The following is a 24,721-nucleotide window of genomic DNA, read 5'->3' as shown; positions in this document are numbered from 1 at the left end:
ACTATTAAAACTTCGCATCACCAATGCGATGACTACTACAATTAAAATTACTCCCAAAAGGATTTCTGTTATTGAGTAGGAAGAATTATTGTTTAAATTATCATGACCATTCCCAGATTCTGTGCAATTACGCCTAAACTGAAAGTAAAGGCTAAAAATAACATTGTTAGTTTTTGCATCTATTTATAAGTTTATCCGAATCGCTTCCTCAAAATATCAAGGGGAAATCTTTCTTACTTTGCTGACCGGGATAATGTATGGAGCTGCAAAAACTCCCAGAAAAAAGTACTATCCACACAAATCATGAAATGCATTGCTCCAAAAATTGAAACCATTATCTATTTCCATTTTTTTAGTTTTTAAACTCTCTTCTAAGGTTTCTTTGCAACTATGATTAGATTTACTATGGGTTAAAGATCGGTGCGCTTGTTTTTAAAAATATTGCAAAAGCCTGTTTAAAGGTTGTATATATCACATATTGTCTAAACTATTGGACTAAGTCCAATATCCTTTGCAAAATTCTGGTTATTATGCTGCATGATATTTAACACATTTTTTTAGTTTAATTATTACACGATCCATTCACGGGAAAAATGTTAATATGTTAATTATCAGACAATTAACATATTAATAAACTGATCCCTGACCTGAATGTGGGTGTGGCAAATATCACAAACTTTCAATCATTTCATCTTCATATCTTTGTGCGCGCTTTTCATCTGAAGACAATGCATCGCGCAGGCTCCATACTGCTTATAATTTTCATGAACCAAAAGCACGGTTTTTCCACTTGTATCTTTGACTTCGCATATCCCATTCATAGGGATAGATACTGTTAAGCTGTCAATGGCCCCGCTTTTTACATGATAAAGGTAAGTGCCGTTTTTTGCGGCTTTGCCCGAGGTTTTTCCTGTTATGGCATCGATTGCATTCCCGGCATCGTCGATGTGGGCGATTTTTACTCCTGCTGCATCTTTGATTATCCCATCACTGGTAACCCAGCCAATGTGTTTTCCTTTTGCATCAGTAATCTTTCCAGTTGCATCAATAGAAGGTACTGGCATTTTGTAATTTTGTGCATAAGAGCCATTTCCAGCTAAAAAAAGAAGAAATGCTAAAAAAAGAATAAATTGTTGCGTTTTCATTTGATTATCAGATATTTACGATTTCAACAAATCTACCTCAAAATACAGTATATAAACATGACAAGGATCAGTTTTTAATATGATCGGAATCCAACCAAATTGCCGTATCATCCAAAATAAAAACGGATAACCATTACTGATTATCCGTTATACTTTTTCGATAAAATATCTTCCTTACACCGGTGTGGCCATCTCCTCACACGCTTCAGCGCACCGTCGGCAAGCTTCTGCACATTGCCGGCAGTGATCCATACCCATTTCAGCGTGCTTTTCGCATTCTTCGGCACATGCTTTACAAACGTCTGCACAAACCCTGCATAGGTGTGCACTGAAACTACTTCCCAAACTCATTACTTCTGCCGCGCTGCGGCAAATAGCAGCACATTCCAGATCAAGCTGGATACATTTGGCCATATGGGCTACATGTTCTTCTTTTAAGCACTCTGTTGCACAGTGGCTGCAAGCTACTGCACATGCCACACAGGCATCAATACAGTCTTTGAATTGTTGATGTGCCATAAGGTATTTTTTTTATTTTTATATGAAAAATTATTTACTTCTGTTCGCTAGTAAAAATGCCTGGAACGCTGCAATTTCCTTGTTTTGTTCCTCAATAATCATCGTTGATAAGGTTTTCAGCTGAGCACTTTTACCCATTAATAATTGCATTTGAGCCATTTCCGTGGCACTTTGATGATGCCCAATCATTAATGTGGCAAAATCCTGGTCTATGCTGCCATTGATGATCTGAAGATCTGACTGTTTTTCCATACGCTCCATTCCTTCCATCATTTTCATATGGAACTCCATATTCATTGTTGTAGGCGTAGCGCTGGCAAGAAATGAGTCTAGGGTAGCAATCTCCTTTTGCTGAGCATCAATTATGGCTTGCGCCATAGCTTTCATTTCACTGTTGCTTCCAGATTTTAACTCTAATTCAGCCATCTCTATTGCACCCATATGATGCATTTTCATCATAGTAGCATAGTCAATGTCGGGATCCTGGGTTACTTTCATCGTTTCCATTTCGGCCATCATATCATGCATCACCGTCATCATCTGGTTTTGATCGTGCGCCTGAATTGTGATTTTATCATCGTCATTATCGTCAGAACATGCTGTGGCCAAAGCCATTACTACCGCAAGTCCTAACATTTTGAAGATTGTCTTCATGGGTTGTCGTTTAATAAAAGAATAATTTGCCTGATAATCAGACAAATTATCTTAAAAAACTATGCCATTAGCACAATGATGGCACCCTAAAAAAGAACCCTAATTAACCTTCTCGATGGCAAAGCCCGCCCCTTTTACTGCGGAGATGATATTGTCCTCATTTCCGTCGACAGTTACCGTTAAAATCTTTTCTGGATTATTAATATCCACTTCCCAGTTACCCGTCCCTGCGCTTTCGTTTAAGCCAGGTGTAACTTGTGCCACACATCCACCGCATTTAATATTGGTTTTAAATTTTAGAGTTTCCATTGATTTGTTTATTTAAAATTATGTGTAATTCTACGCTCAAACTTGTTTATTGATACTAAATCTTTGCTGTTTTTAACCTCAAACTATTGCTTACAACCGAAACAGAGCTCAGCGCCATTGCTGCTCCTGCAATCATTGGGTCTAGTAAAAACCCGTTAACGGGGTATAACAGCCCTGCTGCAAGAGGTATACCGATCAGGTTGTAGATAAAAGCCCAGAAAAGGTTTTGCTTTATAGTTTTGACTGTTTTAGCAGAAAGCTTTAATGCTTTGGGTACCATGTTCAAATCAGAAGTGATTAACGTCATTTTTGCTACGTCCATAGCAATCTCTGATCCTTTACCCATCGCAATGCTAACATCTGCCTGCGCCAAGGCATGACTATCATTGATCCCGTCGCCAACCATAGCTACAATTTTTCCTTCTGCTTGCAGCTGTTTTACGAATTCTGCTTTCTGCGAAGGCATCACATCTGCTTTATAGTGTTTCAAACCTACTTGCTCTGCTACCGCAGCTGCGGTTTGTTTATTGTCACCGGTGAGCATATAAACCTGGATACCCCGGTTTTTTAGCGTTTCAATGGCCTGGCGGGAAGTAAGTTTGATTTTATCGGCTATGGCAATGATTGCCATAACGTGTCGGGAGTCTGCGAAGAAAATCACTGTTTTGGCCTGCTGCTGCCATCCTTCTGCTTCAAGGGAAAGCTGATTGTTTATGCTGATATTATTCAGCTCCATCAGTTTGTGGTTGCCGATAAAGTATTGGTTTCCCTGATAAGATGAGCTTACTCCCAAACCGGTTATACTTTCAAATTTATCCAGACGCAGAGCCTTGGCATTTTCATCTTTGAGACTTGCTACCACCGCTTCTGCCAACGGGTGCTCAGATTGAGCTTCCATAGCATGCAGGATTTGCTTGTATAAACTTGGATCACCACTGTTTGCAGTCCAGGAAATGTCCGTTACAACGGGTTTACCCTCAGTAATCGTACCTGTTTTATCCAGGATAACCGCATTTACTTTATGGCCTAATTCAAGGCTTTCAGCATCTTTAATCAGGATGTTATTTTCTGCGCCTTTCCCAATACCTACCATGATTGCGGTAGGGGTGGCAAGCCCGAGTGCGCAAGGGCAAGCGATGACCAGCACCGTTACAGAAGTGAGTAGTGCGTGTGTAAAAGCGTTTTCTGATCCAACCAGCATCCAGATCAAAAATGTCAGCGCAGCGATACCGATCACGACTGGCACGAAAATACCGGCAATCTTGTCCACAAGCTTTTGAACAGGCGCTTTACTTCCCTGGGCTTCTTGCACCATCTTGATGATCTGGGCAAGGATCGTATCACCTCCTACTTTTTGGGCTTTAAATTGAAAGCTACCCTTCTGATTGATTGTCCCGGCAAAGACTTGTTCTCCCTGACTTTTTTCTATAGGCACAGGCTCCCCGCTAATCATGCTCTCATCCACAAATGATCTTCCATCTGTTACAAGGCCATCAACCGGGATTTTTTCACCAGGTCTGACTAATAAGATATCATTGACTTTTACTGCCGATATCGGTATTTCCTGCTCTATACCATTGACGATAGCCCTAACAGTTTTAGGCTGCAGGCCGATTAACTTTTTGATTGCAGATGAAGTATTGGACTTGGCTTTTTCTTCCAACAATTTTCCCAAAGAAATAAATGCAATGACCACAGCTGCCGCCTCATAGTATACGTGAGCATGCAAACCTCTGTTATGCCAGAACTCAGGATAGATGGTGTTAAATGCACTAAACACAAATGCAATCCCGGTACTTAAAGCAACGAGCGTATCCATGTTCGCTTTACCATATTTAGCCTGTTTAAAGGCATTAATAAAAAAGCTGCGTCCTAGGTAAAATACAATGGGCGCTGACAATGCCATCATGATCCAATTCCCGTAAGGCATTGTGTCCATGAAAAACATTCCAATTATGACAATTGGGAAAGAAAGGAGGGCAGCCCAGAATGTACGTTTTTTTAACTCCTTATAGTGCCTGAGCTGAGCATCTTGCTGCTCTTGCTGCGGATCCTCGGAATCAACAATCAAATCATAGCCCACAGAACGGATTAGGCTTTGCAAGTCAACGGGTTTAACCGTTTCACCGTCATACTCAGCCCAAGCTGTCTGATTTGCATAGTTCACGCCTGCGTCCTGGACTCCCTTGGCAGATTTAAGCATGCTTTCCACACTTACCGCGCATGCTGCGCAGGTCATTCCCAGAACTGGAAAGGTTTTCTTTATATATTTATTTGAAGCTTTTTTAATGCTTGATTTATCGAAAATAAGTGCCTCCATTGTCTTAATTTATTTATACAAAATTAAGCTGGAGCACATAAGATTTTATTACACAATTAGCTATGAGATGTACATAGTTTTGTGAATTCAACTTCATCAGAAGACGTTTAGTGCAGCCAACTTACTGAGAAATGCTGCTGATCTTACCTTGACCGCTTTGCTTTAGTGCGACCGGCTGTGTAGGATGACCTTGGCATTTTATTTCGATGTCTTTCCAGCCGCTCATTTAAATCAAGCCAGTCCCTGTGCAGGTAAACAGGCCGGAAAGATTCCAGCCTGTTCTTAACAAACTCATCAAATTGTTGATTTGTCATAACCATAGCATTTAATTTACCCTAAGTAGCTTTGCATTAATGGCAACCACGATCGTGGATGCACTCATCAGGACTGCTCCCATCGCAGGGCTTAACATAAAAGAGGGATATAGCACACCGGCAGCCAACGGGATTGCTATGACGTTATAACCGATTGCCCAAGCCAGGTTTTGTACCATTTTTCTGTAAGTAGCCCTGCCGAAGGTGATCATTTGTACTACATCCATCGGGTCGCTGTTTACCAGGATAATATCGGCGGTTTCAGCTGCCACATCCGTCCCTGAACCAACAGCAATGCCAACATCTGCCTGCGCGAGTGCAGGAGCATCATTAACCCCATCACCGGTCATGGCAACAATCTCACCTTTATTTTGAAACTCTTTTACCTTGTCTTGCTTTTCATGGGGCAGCACATTTGCCAGGTATCCATCCATATTCAGCTTCGCGCTGACTGCTTCCGCAATTTTCTCATTGTCCCCTGTAAGAAGAAAGGTTTTAATGTTCATCTTTTTCAGTTCAGCGATAGCCTGGGCTGCATTTTCGCGGATGCTATCGGCGAAGGTGATCAAGCCAACCAGTTTGCCATCAACAAGTATGAAGTTCACCGTGTCGGTCGCCTGATCAACCTGGTCGGGAATAGTGGGCACCGGCTTGTTTTCCTGCTTGAAATAATTAGGTCCGGCTGCTACCACTTTCTTGCCATCTACGGTACCGTTCACACCAATGCCTTGCATATAATTGAAATCGGTTGATACCCAGAGCTGCAAGCCTTTTTCGTTTAGCTTGCGCATGACCCCATGAGCAATATGATGTTCGGAGTTTTGCTGAATTGCCGCCGCATACTGCAAAATCTGATCTGTTGATAACTGCTCGTCAATTGGTATGATCTGTTGTATTTCATGGGAGCCTTTGGTCAATGTGCCTGTTTTATCGAAAATGATCGTGGTAAGGTTACGGGCATTTTCAAAAGCGGTACGGTTGCGTATCAAAAGACCATGCGTTGCAGATAGGGTAGTCGAAATGGCTATAACCAATGGGATGGCAACCCCTAACGCATGCGGGCAGGATGTGACCATGACCGTAACCATTCTTTCCAAGGCAAATGCTAAACTCTGCCCACTTGTATACCAGACAATAAAAGTGACTACGCCAACGGTAATGGAAACGAGCGTTAACCACCCGGCCACTTTATCAGCCAGGTTCTGTGTATTTGATTTTGCGCCCTGAGCGGTCTTGACCATGTTGATCACCTTTTGCAGATAAGTCTCATTGCCTGCACCGGTAACATGGACTTTCAAAACACCATCGCCGTTGATTGCTCCGCCAATTACTTTATCGTCTTTCTGCTTTTGGACGGGCACGCTCTCCCCGGTGAGCATGCTTTCGTTCACATAAGAACTACCTTCCAGGATCAATCCATCGGCCGGAACCTTTTCGCCGGGTTTGACAAGTAATATATCACCGCTGCGAAGATCTTTTAATGGGATGTCAGTTACCTGATGATTTTTTTCAACATGGACCATTGAAGGAAGCAAAGCAACCAGCGATTCTAAGGCCTGCGAAGCTGCCATCTGCGATTTCATTTCCAGCCAATGCCCGATCAGCATGATATCAATCAGAGTAGCGAGCTCCCAAAAAAAGTCCATCCCTTCCAGTCCAAAAACCACGGCTACACTATACACATACGCAGTAGTAATCGCAACCGCCACCAGGGTCATCATACCCAGGGTTTTGCTTTTTAGCTCCCTGACAAGGCCCGTAAGAAACGGCCAGCCCCCGTAAAAGTATATAATCGTACTTAGTGCTAAAAGCACATATTGATCACCTGCAAACGTCCAGCTAAATCCTGCCCACTGCTGGATCATATGCGATAGCAAAAGGATCGGCACTGTGATGGCCAGACAAATCCAGAAGCGCTTTAAAAAATCTTCGGTGTGATGTCCTGCATGCTTGTCATGGTCACTATGCTCATCAGCTTGCGCAGTGGGTGCGTGGTGCTCATGGGAAGATCCAGTCATAGAAGGCATGGTTTCCGCTGCCTTTTTGGGATGATGCTCGTGGTGGTGGTGATTTTCCATTGATTTGATTTTGTTTAAAAACTGGAACCTTGAACGGATTTAGAGCGGGCAGCCGCAGTAACATCTCTGGTCTGCCCGTTAACCTTGTTATCGCTGCCAGGATTCCAACGTAAAGGAAAATCCGGGCACATTGTTAAGAAAATCACCGTATTAGAACCTTACTAATAAACCCCCACCCAGTTTGTACCTGGAATCATAGCCCCCTGATAAGGAAATGTATTTACCAAGCATATATTCCAGGTCCAGATGGTATTCTTTATCTGTGTTAATACGCCAGTTAAAAAAAAGTTTGGGCAGTAGCCATTCTTCTCCTTCCAGTGCAAACCTTACACGGCCTTTTGAGTTTACACGCAGATCAGCATCGATGAAAAATGGGAGGGTATACCGGACTCCGATCACAGGCAAGTCAAAATCCTGCTCAAACGTTTTCTCCCCGTTGAATATATTGTAGTACCGCTGTTTCACAGCACCAAAGCCAATATAGGGGCGCAGCCAGTCTCCGATGTACCTCTCATAACTGATATTGGCCTCATATTGCGACCCATAGTTATAATTCCCTTCAAAGCGGATAGCACTACTTCTATTAATAAAATTAGCCTTGGCTTCGGCCATATGTGATTTGGCTGCAATGCTGCCGTAAAAAAACCACATCTTGTCCTCCTTCAATAAATTTTTAAGAGGGTATCTAGACAGGGAAGTATCACGGCTACTTCCTTCATATGTTACGACGCGGGCCATTCCACTCATCATATGATAAAGTATGTGGCAATGAAAAAACCAATCTTTTTCTTCCGTTGCATCGAACTCTATCGTAATGCTTGTCATTGGAGGAACATCCAGGGTATGTTTTAAGGGAGAGAAATCACCATTCTTATTGAGTACCCTAAAATAATGACCGTGCAAGTGCATAGGGTGGTTCATCATCGTGGTATTTTCGAGCTCAAACCTGACGACTTCTCCTTTTTTAATACTAATCTTATCCGCTTGGGAAAGTACTTGGTTATTTATAGACCACACATAACGGAACATACTCCCAGTCAGCTTTAAATGCACAGTCCTAACAGGCTTTGAGCTGTCAAAGGTTGTTTTCTGTTTCGCGCTCAATAAATCATAATTGAATGTAGTCAGCGAGTCGGTTTTACCCATCTGCATCCCATCCATCTGCATCCCATCCATGTTCATTTTGCTATGGTCCATTTTGTCCATGTCCATACTTTCGTGCCCTTTTTCAGGTTTTTCGGCAGGCTGCTTCTTTTGGGATGGTTCCATGTTCATTTTGTCCATGTCCATACTTTCGTGCCCTTTTTCAGGTTTGTCAGCAGGCTGCTTTTTTTGGGATGGTTCCATGTTCATTTTGCTATGGTCCATTTTGCTCATGTCCATGCCTTCATGCCCTTTTTCAGGTTTGGCGGTGGGCTGCTGTTTCTCGTCGGGCTCCATTTTCATTTTGCTATGGTCCATTTTGTCCATGTCCATACCTTCATGTCCTTTTTCAGGTTTGGCAGCGGGCTGCTTTTTCTCGGCAGGCTCCATTTTCATTTTGCTATGGTCCATTTTGTCCATGTCCATACCTTCATGCCCTTTTTTAGGTTTGGCAGCGGGCTGCTGTTTCTCGGCGGGCTCCATTTTCATTTTGCTATGGTCCATTTTGTCCATGTCCATACCTTCATGTCCTTTTTCAGGTTTGGCAGCAGGCTGCTTTTTCTCGGCGGGCTCCATTTTCATTTTGCTATGGTCCATTTTGTCCATGTCCATACCTTCGTGTCCTTTTTCAGGTTTGGCAGCGGGCTGCTTTTTATCGGCAGGCTCCATTTTCATTTTGCTATGATCCATTTCACCCATTCCCGAATGGTTCATTCTATTAGGAAAGTTAACAGCCATACTCATCATCATCTCATCCATATTCCAAACGTTAGGCCTGGGAATGGGTGCGGCAGATAGTGTATCCCCTTTCCCAAGATATAAAGAAGCAAATCCGGAGACATCCTGAGCTGTTGCCCTAAACTCCATGGTTTTATTTTTTGGTACAGTTAACAGAAAATCATAAGTTTCAGCAATTCCCATCAGCAACCGATCTATTTTAATTGGTTTTACGTCGATCCCATCAGATGAAATCAATTCCAGCTTCCCCGCCCCGCCATGCAGATAAAAATAGGTTGAAGCTGAACCGTTAATGACACGTAACCGGACTTTATCGCCCGGTTTTAAATCCGGAATACTTTCTTTGCGTTTTCCATTTGCCAGAAATGCTGCGTAATAAACATCAGACAGGTCCATGGGCGGCATACGTTTCCAGCCATTCTTGAGCCTGTTGCCCAATCCTTTGTGCTGTATTAACTTATCAAGGCTCTGGGCATACCCTTTTTTAATAGAATACCACTCACTAGCCGGATCATTCCTTTTCAACGCATTCAGCACACGCCTGGGGTTCTCATCTGTCCAGTCTGATAACAAAAGCACAAACTCCTTGTCTACTTCATAAACCTTCTTTTTAGGCTGGATCACGATTGAACCATACAATCCGCTTTGCTCCTGGAGCATGGTATGGGAATGATACCAAAAGGTCCCGCTTTGAATAAGCGGGAAGGTAAATGTGTACTGTCCGCCTGGCTCGACGGGAGCTGTTGTCAAATAAGGTACACCATCCTCCTTGTTGGGCAAAAGAAGGCCATGCCAATGGATTGAAGTTTCATGGCGCATCAGATTATGGACATGGATGACGGCGGTGTCACCCTCTGTAAAATTTAAGGTCGGTGCAGGGATCTGACCATTCATAGCAAGTGCCGAGACCTTTCTTTTACCACTGATGTTGGCTAATGTGTCATTTACATATAGGTGGTATTCGACCTTGCCCCCTTTTGAGTTTTCTAAAAACGGTTTTTTAGCAGGTGTTGGTACGGTTGATACACCGCCGTGTTGGTGCTGCGCGAAAACTTCTCCAACGGGCAGAAATAATAGTAGTAGTATAGTGGCTAGTTTCATCAGAAGTGTTTTAAATGTTGTTGAAATTGGTTCAGGGCATGCCCTGAACCAGTACGTATCACTGTTAATTTATTGTCTCCTTTACCTCTCCGCAGGAAATCATTTTATCCCCCATGTATGGATTTTTAATCTCTTTTTGGGCAGACAGCCAATATCCACCCTTATCCTTGTTTGCCATTGGACAAAAATCAACATACAGTTCGCCGCTGTTCAACCCGGCTTTTTTAACAAGGGGTATAAACTCATCACTTAGTTCAGAATATAATGTCCGCTGGGATTCAATGTCTTTGGCCTCTATAATTCGAGAAGCCGTTTTAGCAGCCTGAGATCCTTGTGGAACCTGACCTAGACCGGCTTCTATGGCACTGGCGGCAATTTTTGCTTCTGCTGTATCTGAATTGATTAAGGCCGTGGTCAAATGGATATAATGCTGGTAAACTGCATTAAGCTTATCATCTTTTAATACGACCTTACCTGTTTCTTTGCCGCCCATATCCATGCCTTCATGGTGCTCATGGGCCGTTGAATCCTGATGGGAACTGGTGTTGTCTTCTTCATTTTTGCTGCCGCAGGCCGAAAGAAATACTATCATTGCCACCGGCAGGGCCCATTTGGTTACTTTTTTCATCTTACTAAAATTTATGGTTAAAAATTGGTTATTCATGTTGATGCAGCGCCATGGGATCAGACCCCTTTTTTAATACATATTCACTATATAAAAGATAAGCACCTGTGACAACCACTTTCTCGTCTTTGGCAATGCCCTCCTTGATTTCGACCAGGTCAGCATTTTGGATTCCGGTAGAGACCATTCGCGCCAGAAATGTACCAGGCTTCGTTTCAATCCATACATGCGCGCCTTTTGCGTCACGGATCACTGCATCGACAGGTAAAGTCATAGCATTAATCGTTCCGGTAACCGGTAATATCAAATTAGCTTGTAATCCTGGCTGCCACCGGCTGCCTGGATTTGGAACCGTTCCGCGGACCTGCATCAGCTGGCTGCCACTCTGAATTGCCGGAACAATGAAGTCGATGCGCATTGGCTGGGGTTTATCTTCCCAGCCTGTAACTTGCACCTGTACCTTTTGCCCTGTTCGGATGCTGGCCGCTTCTGCCGGATAAATATCGGCTTCAACCCATAAAGAAGAGTAGTCTTCAAGGCGTAGTATCGCGCTCCCCTCGTTTACATATTGACCTTCTGTTACCGAAAGCTCAGATACTGTGCCGCTGATCGGTGCCCGGTAAGTAATGTATGGCTCCTGCTTCTGGCTTACTGTTAAGCTTTGTATATCTTCTTCACTTTGATCATATAAACGTAGTTTTTGACGGGCGGCCTTTTCGATGGCTTCAAATCGGGTGTCAGAAGGAAACTGTTTTATCTGGGCATATGCTAACAAATATTCCTGCTGCAATGCGGAAAGCTGTTCAGAGTATATTTTATAAAGCGCCTGTCCTTTCCTTACTGGTACACCGGTTTCTTTGATATATAACACCTGAATACGCCCTGCCACACGGCTGGATACAACAGCAGTTTGGTCAGGGTTCACAGCAAGCCGGCCATTGAGCCTTTTGGAATTCGACAAAAGGCCGCTGCCCATTGCCATGGTAGTAATGTTGGCCAATGCTATTTGACTTTCACCTAGTGTGATAGAGGCATCCTTACTACTTTTATCAAAGATGACCAAGTCCATACCACATATAGGACAACTACCCGGTTTGTCCTGAACTATTTGTGGATGCATAGGACAGGTATAAGTCTTCTGCCCGGCTTCTGCGGCCTTTTTCTTTTTATCATCTTGACAAGCAATCAGAAGCATCCCAGGCGTAAAAGATGCCAAAGTGGCGAGCCTCAAAAACGTGATTCTTTTCATATTTTAATTTTCAACAAGACTGTTATCCTTAATAAAGCTCTCACTGTCTATCAAATACGACGCATTGGATGCTACTTTCCAATCCTGGATATCAGATAGTATTTGCACCATCCCATCTACAACCGCCCCGGCTTTAACTTTCATGGGTACCAGCACTTTACCCTGCCGCTTAAATACAATAGATTTGCTGCCGGTCTGCCAGACCGCCTTTTTATCCAGCCATAGCCCATTTTGAAAAACAATGGGAATGTTCGCTGTCAGCAGTTGGCCTGGCGTCAGGTTTTTTCCCGGAAGATAAACCCTGGCCAAGGTGAAACTCTCGCCGCTTCGAAGGACTGGTTGGATCAGGCCAATCTGGCCACTGGCCATAGTTTCTTTGTCATTGCCCGCATAAAAGAGCAGCTTTTGTCCTGATTTGATGCGGGAAGATATAGCTGATGATAACGCGAATTCAGCAATCAGGCCTTGGGAGGTATAAATAGTAAACAGGGTTTGTCCGGCTGTAACATATTGCCCGGCACGCAAAAGGACGGGCGAAACCGCTGCCGATGGCCTAGTAGGAGCTGCTGATGCAGCGGAACTGCCAGCCATCCCATCCATTGCCGCGCCATCACTGCCGGAAGGTGCCGGCATAGGCGCGCTTGCCGCAGGCAAGCTGGCAGATTGTTCCAGGATGTATCCATTGGCAGGACTATATACGGGTACCTTATAGAGGATATTTCCTGACTTGATGATGTCTTCAATTTGGCCCGGCGCTACTCCCAGCAGTAGCAGGCGCTGTTTTGCTTTCGATAGTAAATCCCGGCTGCCTTCATCGTTACTAAGCATTAAAAGTTCCCTTTGAGCTGATGCCAAATCTGGTGAATAAACCTCCATCACCAACTGTCCTTTCCTGACAGGCTGGTAGTTATATTTGATCAGCAGCTTTTCAATACGGCCACCCACTCTGGATGAAAGTGAGACCTGGCTTCGGCTGTCATAAGTTACAACCCCTTGTGCCTGCGCTGAAAAAATCCGCATGCCGCTTTCGGCATTGGTCAGTGGGATGTCGGCAATCACCTGGGCATTCACCGGCTTTAACAATGCATTGAAGCTGGTATCAACGATCAGCTCATTATTTGCTTCTTTTGCTACCAGGTCCATGCCACAGATTGGGCACTTGCCTGGTTTGCTGCTAATTACCTGCGGATGCATCGGGCAGGTATACTGCTCTGATTGCCCATGAGCAGTATGCCCATCTTTTGGGGTTTTACTGTCACAGGCACTTAAAAAAACGGTAGCCAGTAACAGCACTATTAGCTGGCTAACGATATAGTTCTTTTTCATAATCCACAATCATTTCATAGAGTTTCAATTTCTCGTCCAGCACATTCATTTGCATCATCGTCAAAGCTTCCCAGGCATCTATTACAACAGGCAGCTGGGCTTTGTTCTCCTGATAATTGGCAAAGTAAGCGTCCATTGCTTTTTGCAGGGCCGGGATTATTTTTTCCTGCATGGTGCTGACCCTGGTCTGCATGGACTCGATCTCTGACTGCATCCCATAGAGCATGCCCTGGGTTTCCACCAGCATCGCAGAACGTTCCTTTTGCATTCCCTGGATGTTCAGCTGCATGCCCTTGATATCGGATTTGTACATTTTAGATGACCAAGGGGCAATAGGGATGCTAAGCATCCCCATCACGCTGTAAGCATTAGGCATCATTGCGTCGAGTGGGTACATATGGTCAAAGCGGATTTTAAAATCCGGTTTTTTCTGCTGTTTCATGCTTTCGATATTGAGCTGCATGGAGCGGATACTTTCATTCATTTTAAAAACATCCATTCGTACGTCAGCCAGCGTAGCGGTATCGTAGTACATGGCTGGCTGAAAGGAAGGGATGTATGTAGTGTCAATTTCAAAGTCCTGGTTACCCACTACATTCATCAGGCTATTAAGCCATCCCTTCGCCTTCCCGATAGCGCCTTCCTGCATACGGATCATATTCTGGTTTTCCAGGATTTTCGATTCAGCCCGGTAAACCCCTCCAAGTTGTGACTGGTTATAGGGATACCTGACTTCTTCGATCTTCTTCATCATAACCATGATTTTCTCATTCTCTTCAAGCACGCTTATACGCTGGCGGGCAATGAGCCAGTTGAAATAAAGTCGTTTCGCCTGTGCTTTATAGGTATTAAGGGTAATATCACGGTTGGCCCTTTCCACATTGCCCTGGGAAGCAATGTATTTTCTTTTCGCACTGAGCTTTGCCAGATTAGGTATATCCTGCTCGATCTGCAGCATCAGGTTGCCTTTGTCGCGGGATTCCATAATCATTTGATTGGGGTAAGGGGTCATGAAAGTTCCCAAACCTACCATAGGCGGCATCCAGGCCGTAGCTGCATCACCACTATGTTTGTAACTGTCCGCTTTAAGCCCATAGGACTGCAGCATCAGGTTGTTGTTATCTATTCGTTGTAAAATAGTATCCAGTGTAAACACCGGCTTCTGTGCCCAACTTGTGAGCGGCAGCAAAAACAGCACCAACCATTTTACATGTTTAATGCTGTGTATCATGGATTTGTAGTTTTCCGTATTTACGTAGCTCATACTCCTTTGTCATTAAAAAAATTAGTGGTGTTACCAACAGGATATGCGTAGATGATGTAAGCACGCCTCCGATCATCGGTAGTACAATAGGCTGCATCACATCCGTTCCTACGCCATTGGCCCAAAGTACAGGCACCAACCCAAACAGCGAAACGCACACGGTCATTAGCTTGGGCCGCAAACGTTTTACCGCCCCATGGATTACGTACTCGCGCAGGTCATCTCCGGTAATTGATTCAGCAGAATTCCCCTTTTTAGTGACCAGCTGCTGCATGGCATCATTCAGATAGATGACCATGACGATACCGGTTTCTACGGCAATACCAAACAAAGCAATAAAACCCACAGCCACTGCGACCGAGAGGTTAACACCCCAGAAATAGATCATATACGCCCCACCGATTAAAGCAAAGGGTACAGTAATCAGGCTTAAAAATGCTTCGCGCAGGGAATGAAAAGCGAAATACAGTGAAAAGAAAATAATCAGCAGCACGACCGGAGCAATCCACAAAAGCGTCTGCTTACCGCGTATCAGGTTTTCATACTGTCCGCTCCATTCCAGGTAATAACCCGGTGGAAGCACGCCATTTGATTTACTGATCTTTTCGATGGCTTCCTGGACGGTTCCGCCCAGATCACGGCCGCGAACATTGAACAATACTGCGCCACGCAGCATGGCGTTTTCGGAGGCTATCATCGGAGGACCGTTTTCAAATACCACATCAGCCACCGCTGATAGGGGTACTTCACCCATAGATGCAGACATCAATGGTAACCTCTTGATGGTTTCTACGCTGTTTCGGTAATTCTGGGCAAGCCTGACGCTGATTGAAAACCGCTTTCTGCCCTCAATGGTGTTTCCTATCGGTGCCCCCCCCAATGCAAATTCTACGGCTTGGTTTACATCATCGACATTAAGCCCATAACGGCTTAAATCTTCTCTTCTTGGGTTGATAGACAAATACTTTCCACCTGTCACGGGTTCTACATACAGGTCACTTATACCTGCCGTGCCTTCGAGCGTTTTTTTAACCCTTTCAGACACATTGGCGATGGTATCCAGATTCTGGCCATACACTTTAACACCTACATCAGTACGGATCCCGGTCGAAAGCATGTTGATCCGGTTGACGATCGGCTGGGTCCAGCCGTTGATTACGCCCGGAATCTGAAGTTTAGCATCAAGCTCGGTAATAATATCCTTCTTTGTAACCCCTTCGCGCCACTCGGACTTTGGTTTCAATTTGATGATCGTCTCAATCATGCTGATCGGAGAGTTGTCGGTAGCAGTACTTGCCCTTCCAGCTTTTCCCAATACCTTATCAACCTCAGGAACTGATTTAATAATTTTGTCCTGTACCTGCAGGATCCGTTTTGCTTCTGAATTCGATATGTCCGGCAGCGTTACAGGCATGAAAAGGATGCTTTGCTCATCCAGTGGTGGCATGAACTCAGACCCAAGACTGGTCAGTAATGGTATAGTGACCAAAAGCGCAATAATGTTGACGGCCAATGTAGTCTTGCGCCATTTTAAAACCCCCCTGATGACGGGCTCATAAACACGTTCGAGAACTCTGTTAACTGGATTGGCGTGATCGGGCCGGAACTTACCTTTCATGATAAAGGATATCAACACCGGGGCCAGCGTAATGACAAGCAACGCGTCCACGATCAAAATGAAAGTTTTCGTATAGGCCAAAGGGTGAAACAGCTTACCTTCCTGTCCCGTGAGCATAAATACAGGAAGAAAAGATGTAATAATAATGACTGTCGCAAAGAACACCCCCCGGGATACCTGTTTGCTTGATTTTTCAATAATGGCCAGGCGTTCGGATTCTGTAATCCAATCGGGCTGCTTATCTTTTCTTTTCTTAAACCATTTCATAATGATGTCGTTTTCTGCTGTTCCTGCCACTCTTCATACCGCTGAGAAAGATGCTTATAGGCATTTTCACTCATAATAATGCCGTTGTCGACGATTACGCCGATAGCAAGGGCGATACCGGTTAAGGACATAATGTTGGATGAGATACTAAAGGCATTCAGTAAAATGAAGCTAGCGGCAAGGGTAATGGGAATCTGGATGATAATACTTAATGCACTGCGCCAGTGAAAAAGAAAGATGATCACTACCAGTGAGACCACGATCATTTCTTCAATTAATGTGTGCTTGATAGAATCAACGGACTCCTGGATCAGCTCCCCCCGGTCGTAGACGATATCGAATTTAACGCCCTTGGGAAACCCCTTGGCAGCTTCGCTCATTTTTGCCTTTACTTTTTCAATAACAGCAGCCGCATTTTCACCATAGCGCATGACCACAATACCGCCAACCCGTTCACCTTCCCCATCCTGATCAAAAATACCAAGCCGGGTTTCGCCTGTCATCTGCACGGAAGCTATATCTGAAACTCTGATGGGGATACTGGCCTGGTTTTTGACCGGTATATTCTCAATTTCTTCAATGGATTGAAGATAGCCCGACGTCTTGATAATATAGCCAATGTCACTTAACTCGAATTTTCTTCCGCCTGATTCATTATTATTCAAACGGATTGCACTCATTACTTCTGGTACCGATAAGCGGTAGTAAAGCAGCTTATTTGGATCTACGGTAATTTGATACTGTTTTTGAAAACCACCAAAAGAGGCGATTTCACTGACCCCTTCAACATTCTGCAAAGCAAACTTGATATACCAGTCCTGCAAAGCCCTTTGTTCCCCCAAGTCCATTTCGGGTGCATCCAGTGTATACCAGAGTATATGTCCGACCCCTGTTCCGTCAGGGCCAAGTTGTGGGCTGACGCCGGTGGGCAATGAGCGGGATACAGTACTTAATCTTTCAAGAACCCGCTCACGCGCCCAATATACGTCCACGTCATCATTAAAAATAACGTAAATGAAACTCATCCCAAACATGGAAGTGCCCCGTACATATTTGATTTTGGGAAGCCCCTGAAGATTGGTAACCAAAGGGTAAGTAATCTGGTCTTCAATTAACTGGGGGCCCCGGCCCATCCACTCGGTAAAAACAATTACCTGGTTTTCGGATAAATCCGGAATGGCATCAATAGGGTTCTTCTTAATGGCAAACGCGCCCCATACGAGCAGTGCTGCCGATAAGACCAGTACAATGAACCGGTTCTGTAATGACCATTCTATAATACGATGTACCATACTTAATTCTGTAACCTCCCCTTAGCAGGTCTTAATATTTATTAATGATGATGTTGTTCCAGTAAATAACCTTTTGCCCCAACGCCATGCTTATGGATCAGTTCAGCACCATGATGCCCTGTATAGGCAACAAAGAATGCAGCCGCACTCATGACGATAGCCATGGAAGCGTTAATCCAAACATTTCTTTTCAGGAAAAACAGATTGACTGACTGTACCAGCAGGGCTAGCCCTGACAGCCACTGTGTATAAGATGCATACTTCTCATGCTCTTCGAGTATAGCTTGAATAGCTGGTGCCAGCTGCGCGGTATGCGCATGAAACCAGGTCGATGACGCGTAAGCGCCAATAAAACCAAACAGTAAAAGTGCCCAGGCCACCGTTGTAATCTCTTTTTTATAAAAGAACAGACCTACCCATTGGAGAAGGGCTGCAATGATTAATAGGACAATTGGAAAGTGTACGACCAGGGGGTGTAGTGTGGGGAACTCACTAAGACCATGCTGATGATCGCCATCAGGGCTCATAGCCGCTTGCATGGCTGTACTATCATGCCCGCCATGCTGGTGCTGGCTAGCAGGCGCAACCGCCTGGGCCGAGTCCATCTTAGCTTTACCGTGCTTTTTCCCGTTATGGGCAAATAGAGATGAACCTGTCAGCAGTAACATGCATGTCAGCAAAAAGAATACCTTGCTTATTGATTTCATTGGGATAATCTGTTAAAGTGAATTATTTGACCTATTTTTTGACCAGTTTCATATGACATTTTGAGCAGCTATCCCCTTCTTTTCCGGTGATCTCCGGGTGCATCGGGCATACATAGGCAGCTGCCGAGACAGGTTTCTTTTGCATGTTGGCATCCAGGCCATTTTCAAAACAATGCAGCCCGCAGGCCATACCCTTGTAACTGGAATGGACATCCCCGATCTTCTTACCAGATGCGTCGTAAATTTCACAGGTTTCACCTTTGTCTTTCACAGTCAGGTATATTTCACCATTTGCATTGTAATAGGTCTTACCATCTTTACCCATCCGCCCCATTTTCTTATTGGTATGGGCATCAATCAGGCTGCCCTCTCCATCGACGAATGCTATTTTGTGGCCTTTGTGGTCCTTCACAATATTTTCCTTCGTAACCGAGCCAATGGTAGTCCCTGCTGCATCAGTGATCATGCCATCTTTGGCAATGTTGAAGGGCTGTTTATAATTGGCTTGTGCGAATAGGACCGTAGGGATCATCAATATGATCAAGAGCAATATGTTCTTAACGTGAATGGTTTTCATGATTCAGGTAAATATTAAGGGTAAATAAATGTTACAGTCATTGTTTGAGTACGATGCCGTTTGGCTTCTTACCGACGAGAATGTCTTTGATTTTAGTGTGATTAGAGGTATTAATAACCGATACACTTTGCGCCATTTGATTGGTTACATAGGCAGTACTGCCATCTGTTGTGAAGCCAACTGCGTGTGCGCCCGCTGCCGCTTCGAAGACATTCCCATGCATCCAGTCTTGCATGGCATCATCCCAGGTCCAATAGTGTACTTTACCGTTTTCCGGATCAGTTACCCACAACTCTTTTTTGGTAGGGTTGTGTGCAACGCTGCCAGGCATAAATCCAAGTGCGATGGTCTGGACTACTTTATCAGAGGCAACATTGATAACACTTACTGACTTACCATCTTCATTGTCCACGTACATCTTTCCATCGTATCCTACCCAGGCGGCAACTGGATTGTCGCCAACATCAATGGTTTTAATGATGGCCTTTGTTGCCGGGTTTATGACCGAGACGTTGTCATCGCCACCATTAGCAACGTAAACCTTAGAGCCATCTGCGGAAAATGTTACTTCGGCGGGCTCCATACCCACAGCGATTGTATTTTTCAAGGTGTAGGTAGCTGCATCATAGACAAGCACTTTACCTGCCATATCCATTTGAGAAGTCCATATCTCTTTGCCATCAGGAGAATAAACTGCGTTGTGATTCATGACAGGCACTTCCAAATCTTTTAAAACTGTACCCTTTACAGCATCCAAGACAAGAACTTTTCCTTTCATTCCGGCCATTGCTCCCGCATGCCCTTCACTTAAATCCATTCCCGGAACTGCAACAGTTAACCTATGCTCTCCCAAACTCTGGAGATGGTAGATGTGATGTGGCCACATAATCATCTCTGCTGAACCAGTCATCAGATCCAAAGTCTCTGATACTGTTTGATCTGATAACCGGATCACAGAAACCGTTGCATCTTCTCCATTAACCACATAAGCAGCAGGATAGTCGATATTTTTTTCCATGGGCATATCTTCCATGACATGTTTACGGCAAGCGGAAAATGAAGTAATGGCAAGCAGCAGAAATGCGCCATAGCTAATGCGTAGCATAGACTTTGTATTTTAATAATTGAAAGAAAGATTGATCAGTGCTGATAGGAGTATAGCACAAATAGCCCGACAAATACATTTGCCTGGCATAGAAGGGATACGAAATTTTAAATCAGGTAACTACAGTGCAGAATATAAACCGGGACTGGTTTACTTCGGGGAGGAGCATTACTTTGATTGCTCGTCTCTAAAATATTCGGATAAGAGGGTGCTGAGAAATCATATGTTACCCCTTCATTTAACACTGCCACAGAAAGCAGTGGATTACTGAAAGTATTTTCTGTCAGTTTGCGGGAATCGTCTGTCTTTACTTTCTTGAACTCGTCTTTACAACACCCGTTTTTTGTGGATTTGTTTTTATCCATCCCACAATTTTCACAGTGGCCCTGGTCTGCCTTTGTAACTTCCCAGTTGACCACTTCCCCCATACAGTAGTGCAGGTGTAAGGTAACACCGGTTGCAGTACCCAGGTAAAGAAAGGTCAGGAAAAGTACAGTAAGCTTTTTCATGATGGACTTAAAACGCAAATATCAGAAAAAAATACCTTACCTACTTATACAATTATGGATCAGACTTACATAATTTTTGGATTGATGAGCAATGGGCATTGTTACGGCAAACAACCATATTAAGTTAGTAAAAATTAAGGTAATGCATCTTACTATTTATATTACAAATGTTGTAAAAAACGGCTCCATTTTCAAATTATCAACCATGAACATATTTTTGGCAAAACTTGGCCTATTGATTGCCCTTCCCATCTTTCTGGCTTTTCAAGCAGATCTGCCCCGGCCTGCGGATGCTGAATATAATTTAGGTACGGGTAGCCAACCTGAGATCGCTATTGATGAAAATGGAACGGTCCGGATTGTATATGGGGTCAAAAATGGTGATCACAAGGACTTGTATTTTGTATCCTCAAATGATGGGGGAAAATCCTTTTCCAAACCTGACCTGCTAGGCAACTTCTCGAAAATGGGCCTGGGTATGGGCCGCGGGCCGCAAATTGTTACAACAGCAGAATATACAGTTGTTACAGTTGGTGACCACAATGGTGATTTGTTTTCGATGCGGCTTACCAATGCAGATAATCAATGGTCTGCCCCTGTGAAGGTTACTGATACGGATTCAACTGCCAAAGAAGCACTCTCTGGCCTAAGTGCAGGTAAAGGTAACGATGTGTATACCGTGTGGCTGGATTCACGGCTGGGAAACAATAATCTATATGGATCGCTTTCCAGAGATGGTGGATTAACTTGGGAGAAAAATCAATTGATCTATCAGGGAGAGCAAAAAGGTATTTGTGACTGCTGTAAGCCTACTGTTTCTTTTGATCAAAGTGGCAGTATGCATGTTATGTTCCGGAATAAGCTCGATGGAGCCCGGAACATGTACCTGATCAGCTCCAAGGATAATGGCAAGCATTTTAGCACAGCCCAGAAACTTGGAACAGGGGACTTTATGATTGATGGCTGTCCTATGGATGGCGGCGACCTGGCGGCTGATGAAAATGGGAAAGTTACCACAGTCTGGAGACGCCAACTGGAAGTCTATATAGCCGAGCCAGAAAAGCCGGAGATAAAATTAGGAGCGGGCCGTACCCCTGTAATTTTGCAAACCGGCAAAGGACCTGCAATTGCGTGGCAAAAGGATGGGGCTATTCAATTTCGCAGCCCTAATGGGCAGAAGACCGTTTCCATAGGGAATGGGCAATATCCCAAGCTTGCCCTGATGGCTGATAAAAAGACCTCACTTTGTGTTTTCGAACGTGATGGACAGATCCTGGTAAAACCCATTGTATTGTAAATTTCACTGTCCAGAATTCAGTGGCATACTTATTGAGCAATATTAATTATAAATTTTAACCACCGAGAACAATGAAAAAGTTACTAGCTTTAATAGCAGCAGTTCTTTTTTCCTTTAGTGTATATGCACAGGATAAAGAAAAGAAAATGGACAAAATGCATGGTTCCATGAAAGATTGTATCATGATGCATGATGGGAAGTTGATGGTCATGAAAGGTGGCGAAATGACTGCTATGACCGAGGATATGACGTTGAAAAACGGAACGATGGTTATGAAAGATGGGACGGTAATGATGAAAGATGGTACCAAAAAGCCGATTAAAGAAGGCGAAGGAATTTATATGGATGGAAAAATGGGCAAGATGGACATGGACATGGACATGAAAAAACACAAGCCCAAAAAATCGGGTACTAGATAAAAACCTGTTTTTTAGTGACTCCCCGTCATATACTTATCCAATAGTATGTGACGGGGCTTTTTTTGCAATCTTGCTCATGATCTGGTGATTGTCACCGAATTTACAAATAGAATCGCAGTGTTTTCTTAGATCAGAAAACAAAATGTATTTAATCAAAACGTTATTGCTTTTGACAGAAGGGCGTGATAATTGAAGGCATACATCTTTTTCACGGTGGTCTGGTACGATTAGAAAAAATGTTTCATTACCATTGGCTATGCTATAAGACAAATCTGTTAACCTTAGGATACCCGAGTAAATAGAAGTGCTTTTTTCAACTTCAAATGCCGCTAGTACATTGCCTGTTCCCTTTGCAAACCAGAGCACATCAATTAGTTTAATAGTATTTCGCGTTTCTGGATCACATTTTATTGTGGGAAAGTTAGCCTGACATAAAAATGAGAATTTATGGCCATCAAAGCTCCTTGATTGATCATTAGTAGCCGGGAAAGCATCGTAACCCAAAGCTTGCCCAATTTTAAGAAGGTGGTACTGCATTTCCGTATGTAAGTTCTCATCCTGGCGTTCTTCCCGAAGCTGAGATTGCCGTTTTTCTATCAGTTTTTCAAGTCTTTGACGTTCTTCGACGGATAAATACCCATCCATACCCAAGATCATTTTCTGGGTACCAATCTCAAATAATAATCCTGAAAATGCTCCTAAGTCTGTTGACAATTCATGACAGTACTCCTTATTTGTGTTAAGTATAACCTGGCGGATTTTGAGGTATTCAGACCACGATCCCAGCTTCTTTTTATCTTTATACAAGTAATTAAACCCGTTAAGGATAGCAGTATTAAAGGGAGGTATCAGTGTAGGATGTAGAAAATACAAAATATTAGCAACAGAAGGGCCTAACCCCTTTATTTTCAATTCGTCTAACTGGATAATCTCTCTAATCAATTGTTCTTCTTTACTTGCATTCAGGCAGTTTTCAAGAAACTGACCAAAAGCCTTTTTATGGGCTTGATTTTCATAAATATCAGGTATCCTTAATTTAGGCTTCCAATAAAAAGGATGCGCAGCGCCTTCAAAAACTTGCTTTTGCTCGGTAATACAGTTCAGTATAAATTCAAGTGAGGATCCTCGAAAATCATTTGGAAATTTGCCTTGTTTGATGTCTGCTACAATTTGTTGTACACCTCGCCGGATGGAACGGAACGCCTTCAAACGCTCTTCATTATTGATAAACCAGGTGAGATATACTGATTCCGGATCAGATTTGTATTGATTAATAATATTGATCATGTTTTAGATCTTTGCTTTCAGCATTGAGGCATATACACATTAAAGGTGCAGCAATAGTAATATAAATGAATAACTTTTCAAGGTAGGCTGCCGACAATGGGCACATTAGAAAATAGAGATCAAACTGTAATCCTATAACAACAAGCCCCTGTCTGCGTCGAAGACAAGGGCTGAAAGTACTAGAATATAGCTCACTGATTGAAGTCAGTAAGTTAGTTATTGTGACCATTCATCCATTTCTGTAATTCACTGATCTCTTTTTGGGAATCTGACATAATTTTTGTGGCTAATGACTTTACTTCGGTAACTTTTCCGTATTTAGTTTCAGCTTTAGCCATATCAATTGCAGCTTTATGATGATCAATCATCATGCTTGCAAAGTCATGATCAACATTGGCAGTCATATTCATGTTTGTCATTTTTAAATCCATTTGATTCAAAATGTTTTTCATCTCATCCGTAAATTGATTGCCCTTCGAAGTCGGGGCGCTTGTAGGATTATTGCCATGGGCAGCATGTTTAGACCCCTTTTCTGCGTTAGTTTTATGTTCGGCAGATATATGCAAACGCAGATTTTGTTGATCTTTAGGCTGCTCTGCAACTATTTTTTTTGCTATTGCATTAATCTTCGGGTCTTTTCCAGATTTTAAGACCACATTAGCAGCATTTATAGCTCCTTGGTGATGCTCTATCATCATGTTTGCAAAATCCTTGTCAACATCAGCAGTCATTTTCATTGACTTCATTTTCTGCATCATCTTACTCATTGATTGATGCAAGTCATCCGCTACAAAAGCAAAAACGTGGTATAATGCTAATGCCACAAATATTGACGTAAAAATGATCTTTGGTTTCATA

The 24,721-nt window shown here is 43.4% G+C and carries 22 protein-coding genes; 2 read left to right on the top strand and 20 right to left on the bottom strand.

Annotation, left to right across the window (positions count from 1 at the left end):
* Window positions 1–683: 683 nt before the first annotated feature.
* From E0F88_RS30730 to E0F88_RS30645, 18 genes are all read right to left on the bottom strand, one after another.
* Window positions 684–1,145: a hypothetical protein gene (locus E0F88_RS30730; RefSeq protein ID WP_082218010.1), complete on the bottom strand. Its 462-nt coding sequence runs from the start codon at window positions 1,143–1,145 to the stop codon at window positions 684–686.
* A 174-nt stretch (window positions 1,146–1,319) separates the two neighbouring features.
* Window positions 1,320–1,664, bottom strand: coding sequence for a four-helix bundle copper-binding protein (locus E0F88_RS35050; RefSeq protein WP_082218009.1), 345 nt, complete (start codon window positions 1,662–1,664; stop codon window positions 1,320–1,322).
* Between the two features lie 30 nt (window positions 1,665–1,694).
* Window positions 1,695–2,318 carry a DUF305 domain-containing protein gene (locus tag E0F88_RS30720; RefSeq protein ID WP_131962165.1) on the bottom strand — a complete coding sequence of 208 codons (624 nt, stop codon included), beginning with the start codon at window positions 2,316–2,318 and terminating at the stop codon, window positions 1,695–1,697.
* 99 nt (window positions 2,319–2,417) lie between these two features.
* Entirely contained in the window at window positions 2,418–2,627 is a 210-nt protein-coding gene (locus E0F88_RS30715) for a heavy-metal-associated domain-containing protein (protein WP_131962164.1), read from the bottom strand.
* 55 nt (window positions 2,628–2,682) lie between these two features.
* Window positions 2,683–4,947, bottom strand: a complete 2,265-nt coding sequence (locus E0F88_RS30710; protein WP_131962163.1) for a heavy metal translocating P-type ATPase — start codon at window positions 4,945–4,947, stop codon at window positions 2,683–2,685.
* A gap of 143 nt (window positions 4,948–5,090) precedes the next feature.
* On the bottom strand, window positions 5,091–5,261 hold the full coding sequence (locus tag E0F88_RS33855; protein ID WP_165940195.1) for a hypothetical protein: 171 nt from the start codon (window positions 5,259–5,261) through the stop codon (window positions 5,091–5,093).
* An 11-nt stretch (window positions 5,262–5,272) separates the two neighbouring features.
* The gene (locus E0F88_RS30705) at window positions 5,273–7,339 is read right to left on the bottom strand and encodes a copper-translocating P-type ATPase (RefSeq protein WP_131962162.1); all 2,067 of its coding nucleotides are present in this window, start codon (window positions 7,337–7,339) and stop codon (window positions 5,273–5,275) included.
* Between the two features lie 150 nt (window positions 7,340–7,489).
* Window positions 7,490–10,321 (bottom strand): multicopper oxidase domain-containing protein, encoded by a 2,832-nt coding sequence (locus E0F88_RS30700; protein WP_131962161.1) that lies wholly within the window; start codon window positions 10,319–10,321, stop codon window positions 7,490–7,492.
* A 64-nt stretch (window positions 10,322–10,385) separates the two neighbouring features.
* Window positions 10,386–10,949: a DUF3347 domain-containing protein gene (locus E0F88_RS30695; protein WP_165940194.1), complete on the bottom strand. Its 564-nt coding sequence runs from the start codon at window positions 10,947–10,949 to the stop codon at window positions 10,386–10,388.
* A gap of 28 nt (window positions 10,950–10,977) precedes the next feature.
* The gene (locus E0F88_RS30690) at window positions 10,978–12,195 is read right to left on the bottom strand and encodes an efflux RND transporter periplasmic adaptor subunit (protein WP_131962159.1); all 1,218 of its coding nucleotides are present in this window, start codon (window positions 12,193–12,195) and stop codon (window positions 10,978–10,980) included.
* A 3-nt stretch (window positions 12,196–12,198) separates the two neighbouring features.
* The gene (locus E0F88_RS30685; RefSeq protein WP_131962158.1) at window positions 12,199–13,521 is read right to left on the bottom strand and encodes a heavy metal-binding domain-containing protein; all 1,323 of its coding nucleotides are present in this window, start codon (window positions 13,519–13,521) and stop codon (window positions 12,199–12,201) included.
* Window positions 13,499–14,785, bottom strand: a complete 1,287-nt coding sequence (locus E0F88_RS30680; RefSeq protein WP_131962157.1) for a TolC family protein — start codon at window positions 14,783–14,785, stop codon at window positions 13,499–13,501. The genes E0F88_RS30685 and E0F88_RS30680 overlap by 23 nt, the downstream gene beginning before the upstream one ends.
* Window positions 14,736–16,670 (bottom strand): efflux RND transporter permease subunit, encoded by a 1,935-nt coding sequence (locus E0F88_RS34605; RefSeq protein WP_131962156.1) that lies wholly within the window; start codon window positions 16,668–16,670, stop codon window positions 14,736–14,738. The genes E0F88_RS30680 and E0F88_RS34605 overlap by 50 nt, the downstream gene beginning before the upstream one ends.
* Window positions 16,667–17,962 (bottom strand): efflux RND transporter permease subunit, encoded by a 1,296-nt coding sequence (locus E0F88_RS34600; RefSeq protein WP_082218070.1) that lies wholly within the window; start codon window positions 17,960–17,962, stop codon window positions 16,667–16,669. The genes E0F88_RS34605 and E0F88_RS34600 overlap by 4 nt, the downstream gene beginning before the upstream one ends.
* Before the next feature lie 41 nt (window positions 17,963–18,003).
* Window positions 18,004–18,669: a DUF2231 domain-containing protein gene (locus E0F88_RS30665; RefSeq protein ID WP_131962155.1), complete on the bottom strand. Its 666-nt coding sequence runs from the start codon at window positions 18,667–18,669 to the stop codon at window positions 18,004–18,006.
* 31 nt (window positions 18,670–18,700) lie between these two features.
* Window positions 18,701–19,246 carry a heavy metal-binding domain-containing protein gene (locus E0F88_RS30655; RefSeq protein WP_220466403.1) on the bottom strand — a complete coding sequence of 182 codons (546 nt, stop codon included), beginning with the start codon at window positions 19,244–19,246 and terminating at the stop codon, window positions 18,701–18,703.
* A 37-nt stretch (window positions 19,247–19,283) separates the two neighbouring features.
* A complete protein-coding gene (locus E0F88_RS30650; protein ID WP_082218072.1) occupies window positions 19,284–20,351 on the bottom strand; it encodes a YncE family protein in 1,068 nt (355 codons plus the stop codon).
* Between the two features lie 107 nt (window positions 20,352–20,458).
* A complete protein-coding gene (locus tag E0F88_RS30645; protein WP_082218073.1) occupies window positions 20,459–20,860 on the bottom strand; it encodes an HYC_CC_PP family protein in 402 nt (133 codons plus the stop codon).
* Window positions 20,861–21,065: 205 nt separating this feature from the next.
* On the opposite strand from E0F88_RS30645, the gene E0F88_RS30640 reads away from it, so the two are divergent.
* Window positions 21,066–22,157: a sialidase family protein gene (locus E0F88_RS30640; protein WP_165940193.1), complete on the top strand. Its 1,092-nt coding sequence runs from the start codon at window positions 21,066–21,068 to the stop codon at window positions 22,155–22,157.
* 71 nt (window positions 22,158–22,228) lie between these two features.
* Complete coding sequence (locus E0F88_RS30635; RefSeq protein WP_131962153.1) at window positions 22,229–22,576, top strand: DUF6799 domain-containing protein; 348 nt, start codon at window positions 22,229–22,231, stop codon at window positions 22,574–22,576.
* Between the two features lie 33 nt (window positions 22,577–22,609).
* Here E0F88_RS30635 and E0F88_RS30630 read toward each other — a convergent pair whose 3' ends face one another.
* Both E0F88_RS30630 and E0F88_RS30625 read right to left on the bottom strand, forming a co-directional pair.
* Complete coding sequence (locus tag E0F88_RS30630; protein WP_131962152.1) at window positions 22,610–23,863, bottom strand: type II restriction enzyme NmeDI-related protein; 1,254 nt, start codon at window positions 23,861–23,863, stop codon at window positions 22,610–22,612.
* Window positions 23,864–24,075: 212 nt separating this feature from the next.
* Window positions 24,076–24,720: a DUF305 domain-containing protein gene (locus E0F88_RS30625; RefSeq protein WP_131962151.1), complete on the bottom strand. Its 645-nt coding sequence runs from the start codon at window positions 24,718–24,720 to the stop codon at window positions 24,076–24,078.
* Window position 24,721 lies beyond the last annotated feature (1 nt).

This window comes from Dyadobacter psychrotolerans (assembly GCF_004349265.1).
Taxonomy (GTDB): domain Bacteria; phylum Bacteroidota; class Bacteroidia; order Cytophagales; family Spirosomataceae; genus Dyadobacter; species Dyadobacter psychrotolerans.
Note: the sequence above shows the minus strand (reverse complement) of the source record. Positions and strands in the feature narration are given on the sequence as shown.